The 15,021-nt window shown below is 65.6% G+C and carries 12 protein-coding genes; 2 read left to right on the plus strand and 10 right to left on the minus strand.

The genetic code is table 11. The features are described 5' to 3' along the window. Positions 1 to 55 precede the first annotated feature (55 nt). From nrdE to RW112_RS00390, 7 genes are all read right to left on the minus strand, one after another. The gene (nrdE, locus tag RW112_RS00360; RefSeq protein WP_305943641.1) at positions 56 to 2,212 is read right to left on the minus strand and encodes a class 1b ribonucleoside-diphosphate reductase subunit alpha; all 2,157 of its coding nucleotides are present in this window, start codon (positions 2,210 to 2,212) and stop codon (positions 56 to 58) included. 2 nt (positions 2,213 to 2,214) lie between these two features. Beyond that, positions 2,215 to 2,643: a class Ib ribonucleoside-diphosphate reductase assembly flavoprotein NrdI gene (nrdI, locus tag RW112_RS00365; protein ID WP_317780794.1), complete on the minus strand. Its 429-nt coding sequence runs from the start codon at positions 2,641 to 2,643 to the stop codon at positions 2,215 to 2,217. Positions 2,644 to 2,754: 111 nt separating this feature from the next. Then, positions 2,755 to 3,000 carry a glutaredoxin-like protein NrdH gene (gene nrdH / locus RW112_RS00370; RefSeq protein WP_011692201.1) on the minus strand — a complete coding sequence of 82 codons (246 nt, stop codon included), beginning with the start codon at positions 2,998 to 3,000 and terminating at the stop codon, positions 2,755 to 2,757. A 437-nt stretch (positions 3,001 to 3,437) separates the two neighbouring features. After that, positions 3,438 to 4,706, minus strand: coding sequence for a cyclopropane-fatty-acyl-phospholipid synthase family protein (locus RW112_RS00375; RefSeq protein ID WP_317779944.1), 1,269 nt, complete (start codon positions 4,704 to 4,706; stop codon positions 3,438 to 3,440). After that, complete coding sequence (locus RW112_RS00380) at positions 4,703 to 6,142, minus strand: class I SAM-dependent methyltransferase (protein WP_411709839.1); 1,440 nt, start codon at positions 6,140 to 6,142, stop codon at positions 4,703 to 4,705. Before RW112_RS00380 ends, RW112_RS00375 begins: the two co-directional genes overlap by 4 nt. Further along, entirely contained in the window at positions 6,139 to 6,870 is a 732-nt protein-coding gene (locus RW112_RS00385) for a DUF1365 domain-containing protein (RefSeq protein WP_317779945.1), read from the minus strand. Before RW112_RS00385 ends, RW112_RS00380 begins: the two co-directional genes overlap by 4 nt. After that, positions 6,870 to 8,237 (minus strand): NAD(P)/FAD-dependent oxidoreductase, encoded by a 1,368-nt coding sequence (locus RW112_RS00390; RefSeq protein WP_317779946.1) that lies wholly within the window; start codon positions 8,235 to 8,237, stop codon positions 6,870 to 6,872. Before RW112_RS00390 ends, RW112_RS00385 begins: the two co-directional genes overlap by 1 nt. 210 nt (positions 8,238 to 8,447) lie before the next feature. On the opposite strand from RW112_RS00390, the gene RW112_RS00395 reads away from it, so the two are divergent. Then, entirely contained in the window at positions 8,448 to 9,368 is a 921-nt protein-coding gene (locus tag RW112_RS00395) for a LysR family transcriptional regulator (RefSeq protein ID WP_305941269.1), read from the plus strand. Here RW112_RS00395 and RW112_RS00400 read toward each other — a convergent pair. Beyond that, positions 9,365 to 10,801: an aldehyde dehydrogenase family protein gene (locus tag RW112_RS00400; protein WP_317779947.1), complete on the minus strand. Its 1,437-nt coding sequence runs from the start codon at positions 10,799 to 10,801 to the stop codon at positions 9,365 to 9,367. The two genes, RW112_RS00395 and RW112_RS00400, sit on opposite strands and share 4 nt — an antisense overlap. Before the next feature lie 100 nt (positions 10,802 to 10,901). Between RW112_RS00400 and RW112_RS00405 the strand changes: the two genes are divergently transcribed. Then, on the plus strand, positions 10,902 to 11,408 hold the full coding sequence (locus RW112_RS00405) for a DUF2004 domain-containing protein (protein ID WP_317779948.1): 507 nt from the start codon (positions 10,902 to 10,904) through the stop codon (positions 11,406 to 11,408). Positions 11,409 to 11,537: 129 nt separating this feature from the next. Here the strand turns inward: RW112_RS00405 and metE are convergent, their stop codons facing one another. Beyond that, the gene (gene metE, locus RW112_RS00410; protein WP_317779949.1) at positions 11,538 to 13,883 is read right to left on the minus strand and encodes a 5-methyltetrahydropteroyltriglutamate--homocysteine S-methyltransferase; all 2,346 of its coding nucleotides are present in this window, start codon (positions 13,881 to 13,883) and stop codon (positions 11,538 to 11,540) included. A 140-nt stretch (positions 13,884 to 14,023) separates the two neighbouring features. Then, positions 14,024 to 14,995: a methylenetetrahydrofolate reductase gene (locus tag RW112_RS00415; RefSeq protein WP_317779950.1), complete on the minus strand. Its 972-nt coding sequence runs from the start codon at positions 14,993 to 14,995 to the stop codon at positions 14,024 to 14,026. Positions 14,996 to 15,021 lie beyond the last annotated feature (26 nt).

Raw genomic sequence — 15,021 nt, forward strand, 5'->3', positions numbered from 1 at the left:
AGCGTACGACGGCGGGCGGGCGCCCGCCGTCGTACTGTCACGTTTTAGTTGAAGATTAAAGCATGCAGCTGACGCAGCCCTCTACCTCGGTCCCTTCCAGCGCGAGCTGGCGGAGACGGATGTAGTAGATGGTCTTGATGCCCTTCTTCCAGGCGTAGATCTGGGCCTTGTTGATGTCGCGCGTGGTGGCGGTGTCCTTGAAGAACAGCGTCAGGGACAGCCCCTGGTCCACGTGCTGCGTGGCTGCGGCGTAGGTGTCGATGACCTTCTCGTAGCCGATCTCGTAGGCATCCTGGTAGTACTCCAGGTTGTCGTTCGTCAGGTACGGCGCCGGGTAGTACACGCGGCCCAGCTTGCCTTCCTTGCGGATCTCGATCTTGGACGCCACCGGGTGGATCGAGGAGGTGGAGTTGTTGATGTAGGAGATCGAGCCGGTCGGCGGGACGGCCTGCAGGTTCTGGTTGTAGATGCCGTGCTCCATGACGGAAGCCTTCAGCTCGCGCCAGTCATCCTGGGTGGGGATGTGGATGTTCTTGAACAGCTCCGCAACCTTCTCGGTCTGCGGCACCCACTCCTGCTCCGTGTACTTGTCGAAGAACTCGCCCGAGGCGTACTTGGACTTTTCGAAGCCGCCGAACGTCTGGCCGGTCTGGATGGCCAGTTTGTTGGAGGCGCGGACGGCGTGGAACACCACCGAGTAGAAGTAGATGTTGGTGAAGTCCAGGCCCTCTTCGGAACCGTAGTGGACCCGCTCGCGGGCCAGGTAGCCGTGCAGGTTCATCTGGCCGAGGCCGATCGCGTGGCTCTGGTCGTTGCCGCGGGCGATGGACGGCACCGAGGTGATGTTGGACATGTCGGACACGGCCGAGAGCGACCGGATGGCCGTCTCGATGGTCAGGCCGAAGTCCGGCGAATCCATGGTCTTCGCGATGTTCAGCGAGCCCAGGTTGCAGGAGATGTCCTTGCCGGTCTGGTCGTAGGACAGGTCATCGTGGTACGTGGTGGGCTGCGAAACCTGGAGGATCTCGGAGCACAGGTTGGACATGATGATCTTGCCGTCGATCGGGTTTTCCCGGTTCACGGTGTCCTCGAACATGATGTACGGGTAGCCGGATTCGAACTGGATCTCGGCGAGGGTCTGGAAGAACTCGCGCGCCTTGATCTTGGTCTTCTTGATCCGGGAATCATCCACCATCTCGTAGTACTTCTCGGTGACCGAGACGTCGGAGAACGGCATGCCGTAGACGCGTTCGACGTCGTACGGGGAGAACAGGTACATGTCCTCGTCCCGCTTGGCCAGTTCGAAGGTGATGTCCGGGATCACGACGCCGAGTGACAGGGTCTTGATGCGGATCTTCTCGTCCGCGTTTTCCCGCTTGGTGTCCAGGAACCGGTAGATGTCCGGGTGGTGGGCGTGCAGGTACACGGCACCGGCACCCTGGCGGGCACCGAGCTGGTTGGCGTAGGAGAAGCTGTCCTCGAGGAGCTTCATCACGGGGATGACGCCCGAGGACTGGTTTTCGATCTGCTTGATCGGGGCGCCGACTTCGCGGATGTTGGTCAGCGCGAACGCCACACCGCCGCCGCGCTTGGACAGCTGCAGGGCGGAGTTGATGGAACGGCCGATCGACTCCATGTTGTCTTCGATGCGGAGCAGGAAGCAGGAGACCAGCTCGCCGCGCTGCTTTTTGCCCGCGTTCAGGAACGTGGGGGTGGCCGGCTGGAAGCGGCCCTCGATGATCTCATCCACCATCTGCAGGGCCAGCTGCTCGTCGCCGCGGGCCAGGTGCAGGGCAACCATGCACACGCGGTCCTCGTAGCGCTCCAGGAACCGCTTGCCGTCGAACGTCTTCAGCGTGTAGGACGTGTAGAACTTGAAGGCACCCAGGAAGGTCTCGAAGCGGAACTTCTTCTTGTACGCCCGGTTGAAGAGCTCGCGGATGAAATTCATCGTGTACTGGTCGAGGGTTTCGCGCTCGTAGTACTGGTTCTTCACCAGGTAGTCGAGCTTCTCTTCCAGGTCATGGAAGAACACGGTGTTGTTGTTCACGTGCTGCAGGAAGTACTGGTGCGCGGCCTCGCGGTCCGCTTCGAACTGGATTTCGCCGTTCGGTCCGTACAGGTTCAGCATGGCGTTCAGCTCGTGGTAGCCCAGCCCCTTGTAGGCAGCGGGCAGTGCGGGCTTCTCTGCGGCCTTCTCGACGGCGGGCATGGTTACTTCTGTGTCTGCGACAGTAGTGTCCAAAACTTGTCCAATCCTTGATTTACCAGGCGGACGTCTTCAGGCGTCCCCATAAGTTCGAAGCGGTAGAGGTGGGGTATCTGGCATTTGAAGGCGATGATGTCACCCGCCATGCAGTAGTTGTCCCCGAAATTCGTGTTTCCTGCGCCGATCACCCCACGGATCAGGGCCCTGTTCTGCGTGTTGTTGAGGAACCGGATTACCTGTTTCGGCACTGAGCCCTCGCCGCCGGTCCCCCCGTAGGTGGGAACCACCAGGACGAAGGGCTCCGAGGCCACGAGTTCAGGTTCACGCTGATGCAGGGGAATCCGGGAGACATCCCGGCCCAGCTTCTCAACGAAGCGCCGGGTGTTCTCGGAGGCCGAGGAAAAATAGATGAGGTGACTGGAGGTCCGGGTCATGGGCGTCGTATTCGCAGCGTCTGCTGCGAGCGGCGCATCGGCAAGTGCCGGCGCTGCCATGGGAGTCACCTCATCTACGTAATGTTCTTTGCCGGAAACGGCGGATGCAGCCTAGGCCACGGAAGCAGCGGCGCTCAGCGCCAGCTCTTCGATCTTGTCCGGGCGGAAGCCTGACCAGTGGTCCTGGTCCGTGACCACAACGGGGGCCTGCATGTAGCCGAGGGCCTTCAGGCGCTCAAGGGCGTCCGCGTCCTGGGAGATGTCGACGCTCTGGTAGGTGATGCCCTTCTTGTCCAGCGCGCGGTACGTTGCGTTGCACTGAACACAGGCCGGCTTCGTGTAAACCGTAACGGTCATGGTTCCTGTCCCCTTTTGTTGAAGTCACTGCTTTGAAGTCTCTGGTACGTCGTTGCGGTAGACACTGCCCGGAACTGAAACCCCTCATCCGATACCGGTCCTGCGTCCCGCTCAATCTGTATGTCGATACTACATGTAGTGCACGGCCCCGATGAGGACCCCAACATGATGTATTACAAGTATGTCATTTAATGCACCGTTAATCCACAGGCGGGTAGGTGAAAAATGTCCGTGTTTCAGCTGTTTTCGAGGACGAAATCCACACCCTGTGGAGTAGTTAGCCACAATTAATCGCCCCGCGTGTCGCCCGGCAGACGGCGTGTCGCACCTGCGCGGCAGGCGTGTCGGACGGCACACAAAAGGGCCCTGAACGAAGTTTCAGGGCCCCCGATGTGATGAACGGAACGTCGTGTCGAGGCGGAGTTGCCGTGTCCGGTTCAGCTCCGGGCCGCGGGCCTGCTGCAGAGGATCTGTTCCACGCCCATCCTGCCCTCGGCGAAGCTGCGCAGGGCACCAACGAGGTACAGCCTCCAGACCCGGGCTATCTCCTCCCCCATCATGTCGACGGCGGCTTCCTGGTTCTGCTCGAAGTTGGCGTACCAGGCTTCAAGGGTCCGCACGTAGTCCTTCCGCATCGCCTCCACACCCTCGACTTCCAACCCCGCGTCCTCCAGGAACCCCACGGTCTCGCCGACCGGACGCATGTGCATGTCCGGGGCGATGAAGGATTCGATGAACGGCCCGCCTCCAGGGTGCTTTCCGCGCCGGGACATCTGCTGGACCAGCACCCGGCCGCCGGGAACCACATTGTTGAACAGCGCCGCGGCGTACACCGGGTAGTTTCGCTGGCCCACGTGTTCGCCCATTTCCAGGGAGGCAACGGCGTCAAACGGGCCGTCCGGAATCTCGCGGTAGTCCTGGACCCGGACCTCCACTGTTCCCTGTGGCCCGCGGCCGGCGAACCCGGTCTTCTCCAGGCCGCGGTCGCGGATCCGGGCGTCGATGAACGCCTTCTGTTCCCTGGACAGGGTCACGCCCACAACGTCGGCTCCGTAGTGTTGCGCAGCATGCAGGCTCAGGGATCCCCACCCGCAGCCGACATCCAGCAGGCGCATCCCGGGTTTGAGCCCGATCTTCCGACAGACAAGGTCCAGCTTGTCCCGCTGGGCGTCCTCGAGGCCGTAGGTCTCTGTGGAGTCAGTCCAGTACGCGCTGGAGTACGCCATCTGCGGATCCAGGATCAGGCCGTAGAACTCATTGCTGAGATCGTAGTGGTGGCTGATGGCGGCACGGTCACGCAGGAGGCTGTGCAGCTTTCCCTTGACCCGGGCCTGGCTGGCCGGCGGCTCGGGCGGAGTGCCGAGGGCACCAGCGGCCCTGGCAATCCTGCCCACGCCCGCCAGGACGGCGGGGGTGGGCCTGATGCCGGAAAGTTCGCGGTCCCGCACCACCTTCCAGAGGTGCTCGAACGCTGAGTTGAGGTCGCCGTCGACGTCCAGTTCTCCGGTGACGTACGCCTGTGCTGCACCGAGCTCGCCCGGCGCCCACAACAGCCGGCGGATGGCGTCCGGGGAATTCAGCCGGACCACCGGTGCGCCGAAAGGGCCCGCCTCACTGCCGTCCCACACCTTGAGCCGGACCGGAAGTTCCCCGCCGAGCACGGGGTGCAGGACCTCGGCAATGGTGCTCGCGAGCGGCGGGGTCATACTGCGGCTCCGCCGGCCGCACGCTTGGCAGCCGCATGGTCCAGGACAATCTGCTGGACGTCGAGGTAGCCCGTCTCGAAGCCCGCCCTGGAGTAGCAGAGGTAGAACAGCCACATCCGCTGGAAGACCGCGTCGAACCCCATGGCCGCAACCTCGTCGGCGCGCGACATGAAGCGTTCCTCCCAGAGGCGCAGCGTCTGCGCATAATGTTCGCCCATCGCGAGGCGTTCGCGGACCCGGAGACCGGTCTGCTTCTCGGTGATTTCCTCGATGGCCCGGACGGATGGAATGACGCCACCGGGGAAGATGTACTTGTGCACCCACGTGTAGCTGGTCCGGGTGGCGATCAGCCGGTCGTGGGCGATGGTGATGGCCTGGATGGCTACCTTGCCGCCGGGAGCCAGGACACGCTCGATCGTCTGGAAATACGTGGCCCAGTATTCGTAGCCGACGGCCTCGATCATTTCGACCGTCACAACGGCGTCGTACTCCCCTTCCACGGCCCGGTAGTCCTTGAGCTCAATGGTGACGGCGTCGGCGTAGCCGGCCTCGGCCACGCGCTGGCGGGCCAGTTCCTGCTGTTCGCTGGAAAGGGTGACCGAATAGACGGTGGCACCCCTGGCAGCTGCACGCAGCGCAAGTTCGCCCCAGCCGGTACCGATTTCCAGCACGCGCGTTCCCTCGCCGACACCGGCCTTGTCCAGCAGACGGTCGATCTTTGCCTGCTGCGCGGCAGCGAATCCGTCCCAGGCAACGGTCCGCAGCGCATCGCCCCTCTCCGGGAAAAGCGCACTGGAGTAGGTCATGGTGCTGTCCAGGAACGAGGAAAAAAGCTCGTTGGAGAGGTCGTAGTGCCGGGAGATGTTGGAACGGGTGTTCTGCTCCGTGTTGCGTTCCCTGCGCGGCTGGCGCGGGAGGTACAGGGCGCGCAGTTTCTGCAGCGGCTCGGGCACGAGGGTTCCCACCCTGGCGGCGAAGACTTCCATGACGGCGGTGAGGTCGTCCGCGTCCCAGTCTCCGGCCATATAGGACTCGCCCAGGCCGATCAGTCCGCCGTCACCGAGCCGGGCAGCGAAAGCCTCCGGGCGGTTCAGGGTCATGACCGGGTAGGGAGCCCCGGACCCGGATGCCGGGCCGGCCGCTGCCTTTCCAAGGACGGTGCCGTCCGGGTAGCGGACTTCGAGGGGAAGCGTGCGGACGGCGGCCTTGAAGATCGCGTCCGCAATCCGTCCCGCCACCCGGGCTTTGAGGCTGTCCGGCGTGGTGGCGATGCTGGGCCAGATGGCGGCGTCAATCACGGCAGGGGGTTGCGGCACGCTGTAGGGAACGGTGCTGTCGGCAACGGTGCTGCTGTGGGCGAGGCCGGCAGGGGCCGAGGTGGGACGCGGGTTCGCAGGCTGGCCCGCAGCGGATCCGGTTGCTTCGGTGATGGTCACTGTACTGCCTCCTGTGAGGGGTGGTGTGGTCTTTTGATGACGGGCAGCCTGCGTGCCCAAAGCTTGATGCCCTGCCAGCGGATCTGAGCGGAGACGCGCAGCGGCGCCAGCGGGACCGCGAGCGCGGCGGAGAGGACGGCCGGCACGGAAGCCTCGCGGCGTTCGCCATCGACGGTTGCGATGAAGGGCTTCTGCCCTTCGCGCTCCAGCACGATCGATACCGCCAGCCGCTCCCCCGGTTCCGGGAGTTTCATCCGGTACTGGCCTTCGACGTCGTTGAACGGGGAAACGTAGAACGCTTTGGGAACACTGGCCCGGCCGGCGTGATCCGTTTCGAGTAGATAGCAGTGGCGTTCACCGTAGGTGTTGTGAACTTCGGCGACGACGCAGCGCAGGTCCCCGTCGGCGCCATGGCACCAGAAGAGGCTGAGCGGGTTGAACACGTGGCCAAACACCCGGGCGCTGGCCAGCATGGTGATCCGGCCGCCGTCGAGCTCTATCCCGCGGGTCCGCAGGAACCGTTCCACGTTGCCGCGGAGCGAACCTTCCGGGTCGCCGAGGTGGTCGGAGGCGCGGAAGTCCGCGAGCGGCCGGAGCGGCCAGGGCAGGGAAGGCAACCGGTCGACGTCGACGTACCAGCTGTAGCTGCGGTACGTGAACGCGTTGTGCAGCGGAGTACGCCGTACGTGTGCGATGGAGGTGCGGTAGATGGCAGCCCTGGTTTTCATCAGGCGCCCTCCGCGGCAACGGCCTGAAGGAGGGCGCCGGCTACTGCGTCCCGCGGCTCCCAGTCCCGGCCAAGCCGGGCGGCCGCTTTGACTCCGGAGAGTGCGCCGTCCTCGTGGAAGCCCCAGCCGTGGTACGCGCCGGCAAAGGCGAGGCGTCCGTCCCCCAGGGCAAGGATCTGCTGCTGCGCCCGGAGCGAATCCGGCGTGTACTGCGGATGTTCGTAAACCATCCGGTCCAGCACGGTTCCATCGGAAATGAGTTCGGACTCCCCGAGGCTCACGATGTACCTTCCGCCGTCGGCAGGCTCGAGGCGCTGGAGCCTCGTCATGTCGTAGCTGACCAGCACCTTGTCCGGGCGTGCGTCGCAGGTCGGCAGCCGGTAGTTCCAGGACGCCCGGGCATCCGCGCTGCGCGGCAGGACGGCGTCGTCGCGGTGGAACACTGTCTGGTTGACCGAGTAGGGCATCCCGCCGAGCGCCTCGCGTTCCTCCGGGGAGGCATCGGCGAGCAGGTGCAGCGCCTGCGCAGGGTGCGTGGCAATAACGACGGCGTCGAAGGCCTCCGTTCCGTGCGGCGTGGTCAGTTCCACGCCCTCCGTACGGCGGCGCACCGACGTGACCGGGCTGGACAGCCGGACGTCCGGCAGCGTCGCGGCAAGCTTATCCACGTACGTGCGGGAACCCCCCTTGACGGTCCGCCACTGCGGCGATCCGGACACACCAAGCAGGCCGTGGTGGGCCAGGAAGGTGAACAGGTAGCGGGCAGGGTAGGCCAGCGCCGTGGTGGGGTCGCAGGACCACACCGCGCTCACGACGGGGGTCATGAAGTGCGAGATGAAGTAGCTGCTGAATTTCTCCCGGGCGAGGAACTCCCCCAGCGTCAGCTCCGGCTCCCCGCCGCCGGCCGCAGCCTTCGACGCCCCGGCCAGCAGGGCGCGGGCCCGCCGGTGGAAGCGCGTCACTTCGAGAAGCATCAGAAGGTACCGGCCGCGCAGCAGGGTTGAGGGCCGGGGAATGATGCCGCGCCCCCTGGCACGGGCACCGGCATATTCGAGGCCGCAGCCGTCGCAGCGGACCGACATGCTCATTTCGGAGTCCTGCGTCTCGACGCCCAGCTCCGCAAAGAGCCGCAGGAGCGTCGGGTAGGTGCGTTCGTTGTGGACGATGAAACCCGTGTCGACGCCCAGGACCGGGCCGTCCGCCTGCGGTACATCATGGGTGTGGGCATGGCCGCCCAGCCGGGAGTCGGCCTCGAAAAGGGTGACGTTGTCCCGCTGGTTCAGGACATAGGCTGCGGTCAGTCCTGCCACGCCGCTGCCAATGACGGCTACCCGCCTGCCGTCCGGAATCGTTGCTGCTTGCGACACTGATCTGCTCCTGTTGGCTTCGCCTGAATCGTCCTGATGAATCGTCTTATGGGCAATTCGTCACCGAAGGGCGCCCGGATGACTACGAATTCCAGCCGGGCGCCTTGACGCGATTCTTCCCCATGACCGCGGCCGGTCCGTGGCGACATTCCGGGGCCGCGGGGCGATATGCCACAATGAAGCGGGATTTTCCACGGCGAAGGGCAACCATTGATCAACCCTGTTCATCTGCGGACGCTCGTGGAGGTCACCCGCCTCGGTTCATTCGCCGCGGCCGCCAACCGGCTGGGCTATACGGCCTCCGCCGTTTCCCAGCAGATGTCCGCTTTGGAGCGGGACACCGGCGTGGATCTCTTCCAGCGCTCGGCCCGAAGCATCCAGCCCACCGAAGCTGCCCTGGTGATGACACGGCATGCGGCCAAGGTCCTCACGGACATCGAGGCCCTGATGGCCGCTGCCTCCAGGACGCACAACGCCACGCACCAGGAACTGAGGCTGGGAATTTTCCCGAGCCTGGCCACGTATGTGCTGCCCCGGATCCTGCAGAACCCGAAGTGGAAAGACCTCGGCATCGACCTCAGGGTGTCCGTGGCGGAGCCCTCGCAGACGATTCAGGGGCTGCGCACCGGCGGCGAACTTGATGTGGCGCTGGTCTATCAGGTGGGACAGTCCGGCCTGGCGTGGCCCCATACTGTTAACCGGCAATGGATCGGCGACGACGAATTCCGCGTGGTGCTGCCTGCGGCCTGGGGTTTCCGTGCCGACGCCAAAGTCGCGGCGGACCACCTCTCCGACATGCCCTGGATCGTCCATCACCCGGGCACCAGCGATGCGACGGTTATCGAACGGCTGTTCGCCAGCTGCAACCTGCACCCCCGGGTGGTGGCCTACAGCGACGATTTCCACGCCAGCCTCGAAATGGCCGCGGCGGGGCTGGGCGCCGCCCTGGTCCCCGAGCTTGCCCTGCGGCACCGTCCTGCCGGCGTGGTGGTGCTCGATGTTCCCGAAATCAGGCTTGCCAGGAACGTATTCGCCCTGCTGATCAATGACAAGCAGACGGCACGGGTCCAGCTGTTCGTCGAGCTCCTGGCGGACACGCTCCACAGCCTGGGGACCACCCGCAAGAATTAGCGGGTTTTGGAACCACGGGCCTCCGCGCGCCGCGCTTTGGAACGTCCGGGCGCCCGCGACGCCAATGACAGGAGGGCGGTCACCAGCGCGTCCCTCGCCGTTCCGTAGGGCGGATAGGCCAGGCGCAGGGTGTCCGGCCGCATCGGTTTATCCATGCAGGCCCGTTCATGCGAAAACGTCCGCACGGAATGTTCGCCGTGATAGGCACCCATGCCGCTGCCGCCAACCCCGCCGAACGGGAGGCCCGGGACCGCGAGGTGCGCCGCCGGCGCTCCATACACCAGGGCCCCTGACGACGTGTCCGCCGCAAAGGATCCGCGGACGCCGTCGTCGGCACTGAAGACGTACACAGCCAGCGGCTTGCCGCCCGCGTTGACCATCCGGATCGCTTCGTCCGCTCCGGATACGGGGACCAGCGGGAGCAACGGGCCGAAGATTTCCTCATCCAGGACGGCGTCACCCGGTGCGGGCCGCAGCAGGGTCGGGGCAAAGTACCGGCTTTCGGGATCCCGCTGGCCGCCATGGACCACGGTTGTGCCGTCCGCCAGTTCTGCGAGCCGTTCAAAGTGCCGGTCATCGACGATCCGGCCGTAGGAGGCACTGCCTGCCGGGTCCTTGCCGAACATGGCGGTGATGGCGTCTATGAGCAGCGGTTCAAGCGCGTCCAGAATGTCGGGGGCGGCCAGCACATAGTCCGGCGCCACGCAGGTCTGCCCGGCGTTCATGAACCGGCCCCATGCAATGCGCCCGGCCGTGGCGGCCAGGTCCGCGGTGGCGTCCACGTAGGCCGGGCACCTGCCTCCAAGTTCGAGGGTCACGGGTGTCAGGTGTTCGGCCGCAGCCCGCATGACCACGCGGGCGGCGTCTTGCCCGCCGGTAAAGAAGATGTGGTCGAAGCGTTCCGCCAGCAGCGCCGTGGTTGCCGGGATGCCACCGGGCACCACCTCGGCGGCGCCGCCCAGGTACTCCGGCACCCAGCGGACCAGGGCGGCTGATGTGGCGGGCGCGTGCTCGCTCGGCTTGATGACCACGGTGTTTCCTGCTGCAAGGGCTCCGGCAAGCGGCGCGAGGGTCAGCTGCAGCGGATAGTTCCACGTACCGATCACCAGCACCACTCCCAGCGGAGTCAGCTCGGTCCAGGCCCGGGCCGGCTGCGCCGGAAGCGGCACGTCCACCCGGCGGGGCCTAAGCCAGGCCGCCAGATGCCGCTCCAGATGGGCCACCTCCGCGGTCACAAAGCCGATCTCGGTCAGCTGGGCCTCGCTGCGGTGCTTGCCGAGGTCGCTGAGGAGGGCCCCGGCAAAATCCCCGCCGTGATCCGTGAGCATCCTGCGCAGATTGCCCAGCTGTTCGAGCCGCCACGCCAGCGGTCGGCTCACCCCGCTGTCGAACAGCTCACGGGATCGGGCAACGGCGGCAGCGGCAGTATGCATCCGATCAATGTACCCGTGCCGCGACGCAGCCGGGACGAAGGGCTCCAGATAAAAATCCCTGATGCTGGAATGCTCCGCTTTTCGGGTCTATGTTGAAGATATGAACAAGGTAGCGAGCCGGCTCTTTGGTGAGATCGAGCTTAACCACGGCCGGGACCACAACGTCGCAGCGAAGCATGAACTGGACGGGCAGCCGGTTGAGCTGGACCTCAACATCAATGCGCACGACCATTTCGACGAAGCGGCCATGCACAAGGTGGACTACCGGCTAAGGTACCTGCCCGAGCTCGTGGACCAGGTGCGGGACATGATCGCCGAGGAGCTGGAGCAGGAGGGCACCAGCCCCCAGGAGTACCGGCACTTCCACTGCAACGCCATCAAGGATGAGCACCTCAAGAAGGTGTTCGGCGTCGAGGACAAGAGCCAGTTGACGAATGCCGTCTTCCTGAAGGCCCTGAAACTGGGCCACGTGGGAATCTTCCCGGGCCAGCCCGAACGCTACTTCGTCCTGGACTTCACCCTGGGCGAGCACTTCACCGACGAAGTCCTGGTGGCGTCCGCGGACGAGGACGGCGTGGTGGACGACGAAATCGTCTGGGAGTCCTGAATCGACTGCTCCGTAGGCGCCCTTTTGAGCGTTGAAAAGGGCCGCTGCTCAGCAATCGATAGTTAAAGTCCGACGGCGCCCGGTCACCGAAAAGGTGACCGGGCGCCGTCGTGCTTCAGGCAGTTGTGGCTACTTTGCAGCTTCCAGCAGTTCAGCGCGGACCGTCTGGGTTGCCTTGACCAGGTTGCGCAGCGACTCTTCGGTCTCGGCGTAGCCGCGGGTCTTCAGGCCGCAGTCCGGGTTGACCCAGAGCTGGCGGGACGGGACGTGCTTCACGGCGGTGCTGAGCAGCTCGGTGACTTCCTGCTCGCCCGGGACGCGCGGCGAGTGGATGTCGTAGACGCCCGGTCCGACGCCGCGGCCGAAGCCGTGGGACTCAAGGTCGTGGACAACCTCCATGCGTGAACGCGCGGCTTCGATCGAGGTGACGTCGGCGTCCAGTCCGTCGATGGCGTCGATGATGGCGCCGAACTCGGAGTAGCACAGGTGGGTGTGGATCTGGGTGGAGTCGGCGGCACCGGCGGTGGCCAGGCGGAACGAGTTCACGGACCAGTCCAGGTAGGCGGCCTGGTCGGCCTTGCGCAGGGGAAGGAGTTCGCGCAGGGCGGGCTCGTCCACCTGGATGACCTTGATGCCGGCTGCTTCCAGGTCGGCGATTTCGTCGCGGAGGGCCAGGCCCACCTGGTTGGCGGTCTCGCCCAGCGGCTGGTCGTCGCGGACGAAGGACCAGGCAAGGATGGTGACCGGACCGGTGAGCATGCCCTTCATCGGCTTGTTGGTGAGGGACTGTGCGTACTCGGCCCACTTCACCGTGATGGGGGCGCTGCGGGTGACGTCGCCCCACAGGATGGAGGGACGGGTGCAGCGTGAGCCGTAGGACTGGACCCAGCCGTGGACCGTGACGTCGAAGCCTTCCAGGTTCTCGGCGAAGTACTGGACCATGTCGTTGCGCTCGGGCTCGCCGTGGACCAGGACGTCGTAGCCGAGCTCTTCCTGCAGCTCAACAACGCGCTTGATCTCGTCCTTCATGAGCTGCTCGTACTGCTCGTTGGTCAGGGCGCCCTTGTTGTTGCGGGCGCGGGCCGAACGGATTTCGGAGGTCTGCGGGAAGGATCCGATGGTGGTGGTGGGCAGCGGCGGCAGGTGCAGGGCTTCTTCCTGGGCGGCTTCGCGGACCGAGTACTCGGAGCGGTTGAAGTCCGCTGGGGTCAGGGCGGCGGCGCGTGCCCGGACGTCGGCGCGCTGGACGCCCTCGGCTGCGGCGCGGGAGGCGATGATCCGGGTGGCCTCGTCGATGGCCGGCTGCACGGCGGCGGCATCGGTCAGCAGGCCGGCGAGGTTGACAACCTCAACGGCCTTCTGGTCGGCGAATGCCAGCCAGCTGCGGAGCTGCTCGGAGAGCTGGGTCTCTTCCTCGACGTCGTGCGGGACGTGCTGGGTGGAGGTGGACGTGCTGACCGCCAGCTTTGCCACGGACTTCTTCAGTTCGGCGATCTTCTCCGCGGACGCGGCGAGGTCGTTGCGCCAGATGTTGTGGCCGTCCACGACGCCGGCAACCAGGGTCTTGTTTCCGAGTGCGGCGAGTGCCGCAGCGGACGGAACTGCACCTTTGAAGACGTCGACGTGGAGGGCGTCGATGTTGGTGGCGGCGAGCGTGCCAAGCTGGCCGTTCAGTGCACCGTACGGGGTGGAGACGAACAGCTGCGGGCGCCGCGTGGCAGCGGAAAGGACCTCGTAGGAGCGGGCGACCGCAGCCTGGATCTCCTCTGCGGTGGTGTCCTGGTCGACCACCAGGGCGGGCTCGTCCAGCTGGACCCAGCTGGCGCCGGCAGCGGCGAGCTTCTCCAGCAGCGCGGTGTAGACCGGCAGTACGTCCTCGAGGCGGGACAGCGGGCTGAAGCCGGCCGGAGCGTCGTCGGAAGCCTTGCTCAGCAGCAGGAAGGTGACCGGGCCCACGATGTACGGGCGGGTCTCCACGCCGTTGGCAAGGGCGTATTCGAATTCTTCGACGATGCGGTTGGAGGTCGGCGCGAAGTTGGTCTCCGGGCCGATTTCCGGAACGAGGTAGTGGTAGTTGGTGTCAAACCACTTGGTCATTTCCAGCGGCTGCTCGTCCTTGTTGCCGCGGGCCAGCGTGAAGTAGCCGTCGATGTCCAGCTGTCCCTCAGCGTTGAGGAGGTTGCCGAAACGGGCCGGCACGGCACCGAGGTGGGCGGCGGCGTCGAGCACCTGGTCGTAGAAGGAGAAGGTGCCCGGAACGGCCGCTGCTTCCGTCAGGCCCAGGCCCTGCAGGCGCTTGGCGGTGCCCAGCTGGATCTCCTTCGCAGCGGCGTCAAGCGCTGCGGCGTCGATCTTGCCGGCCCAGTATGCCTCGACGGCCTTCTTCAGTTCGCGGCGGCGGCCGATGCGCGGGTAGCCCAGGATCGAGGCGGACGGGAACGGAGTGGTCACGGCCGGGGTGTTCTGCTCAGTCATGTGGAATTCCTTGGAAGTGTGTTGGTGAAAATCAGGGGTAATTGCTGTTCGAAGGCGAAGGTGCCGACGCCAAAGGCACGCGCGCTAGACAGTGCGGCGGCGTCGGGCGGTAACGAAGCGGGCAGAGCGGAAGCGGCGTTTCAGCTCGCCATTTCCTTGTGGCGGCGGGCAATGGCGTTGAGCCTGCTCGCCGGACGCGCGGGGCGTGGCAGGGCCAGCTTGTCCAGGACCTCCAGCGCACAGGCGTGTTCGTTGAAGGTGTACAGGTGGATTCCGGGTGCCCCGGCGTCCAGGGCGGCGTTGGCCAGGTCCACTGTTGCCCGGACGCCGATCAGCCTGCGTTCGGCGTCAGTGTCCGCAGCGGCCAGGCGTGCCATCAGTTCCGGAGAGGGTTCGACGCCGGTCAGCTCACCCAGGCGGTTCAGCCTGCGCACGCTGGTCAGCGGCATCACACCCGGGATGATGGGGATCGTGACACCCGCCCGGCGTGCCCTGGTGATGAGGTCGGCGTACTGCTCGGTCTGGAAGAACACCTGCGTGATGGCGAAGTCCGCACCGGAGCGCTGCTTGGCCAGCAGCACCTCGACGTCGTGGGCCTCGGTAGGTGATTCCGGGTGCCTGGTGGGGTAGGCTGCCACGCCGACCGCCACCTTGCCCGCGCACAGCAGGGCCGAACGGCGCTGCTCCACGCGGCGGATCAGTTCGATGAGGTCCTGGGCGTACCGCAGGGAACCGCTGGCCGGTGCTCCGCCGTCCTTGGGCTGGTCACCGCGAAGGGCCAGGATGCCGCGGACGCCGACGTCGAGCAACTCACCGATGATGCCGGACAACTCCTCGGGCGTGTTGCCCACGCAGGTCAGGTGGGCCAGCGGTCGGAGCGTTGTCTCCAGCAGCAGCCGGTTAATGAGTTCGACGGCGGTGTCCCGGTTGGAGCCGCTGGCGCCGTACGTCACGGAAACGTAGTCCGGGTCCGTGGTTTCCAGCTCGCCGATGGTGGTCCAGAGCGACTCTGCGGCCGCCGGGGAACGCGGCGGGAACAGCTCATAGGAGAGCGCCACCGGAGCACTGTCGGAGAGATTCGGATGTGTGTCAATAAGGCTAGGTGGAGACATTTGCGTCCTTGGCTTTGGGCCATCGC

The sequence above is a fragment of the Arthrobacter sp. B10-11 genome, from assembly GCF_033142195.1.
GTDB lineage: Bacteria > Actinomycetota > Actinomycetes > Actinomycetales > Micrococcaceae > Arthrobacter > Arthrobacter oryzae_C.

Bases quoted from the DNA above. Each gene is read 5' to 3' on its own strand.
- nrdE (WP_305943641.1), bottom strand. From the start codon at position 2,212: ATGCCCGCCGTCGAGAAGGCCGCAGAGAAGCCCGCACTGCCCGCTGCC.
- nrdI (WP_317780794.1), bottom strand. From the start codon at position 2,643: ATGACCCGGACCTCCAGTCACCTCATCTATTTTTCCTCGGCCTCCGAG.
- nrdH (WP_011692201.1), bottom strand. From the start codon at position 3,000: ATGACCGTTACGGTTTACACGAAGCCGGCCTGTGTTCAGTGCAACGCA.
- RW112_RS00375 (WP_317779944.1), bottom strand. From the start codon at position 4,706: ATGACCCCGCCGCTCGCGAGCACCATTGCCGAGGTCCTGCACCCCGTG.
- RW112_RS00385 (WP_317779945.1), bottom strand. From the start codon at position 6,870: ATGAAAACCAGGGCTGCCATCTACCGCACCTCCATCGCACACGTACGG.
- RW112_RS00400 (WP_317779947.1), bottom strand. From the start codon at position 10,801: ATGCATACTGCCGCTGCCGCCGTTGCCCGATCCCGTGAGCTGTTCGAC.
- RW112_RS00405 (WP_317779948.1), top strand. From the start codon at position 10,902: ATGAACAAGGTAGCGAGCCGGCTCTTTGGTGAGATCGAGCTTAACCAC.
- metE (WP_317779949.1), bottom strand. From the start codon at position 13,883: ATGACTGAGCAGAACACCCCGGCCGTGACCACTCCGTTCCCGTCCGCC.
- RW112_RS00415 (WP_317779950.1), bottom strand. From the start codon at position 14,995: ATGTCTCCACCTAGCCTTATTGACACACATCCGAATCTCTCCGACAGT.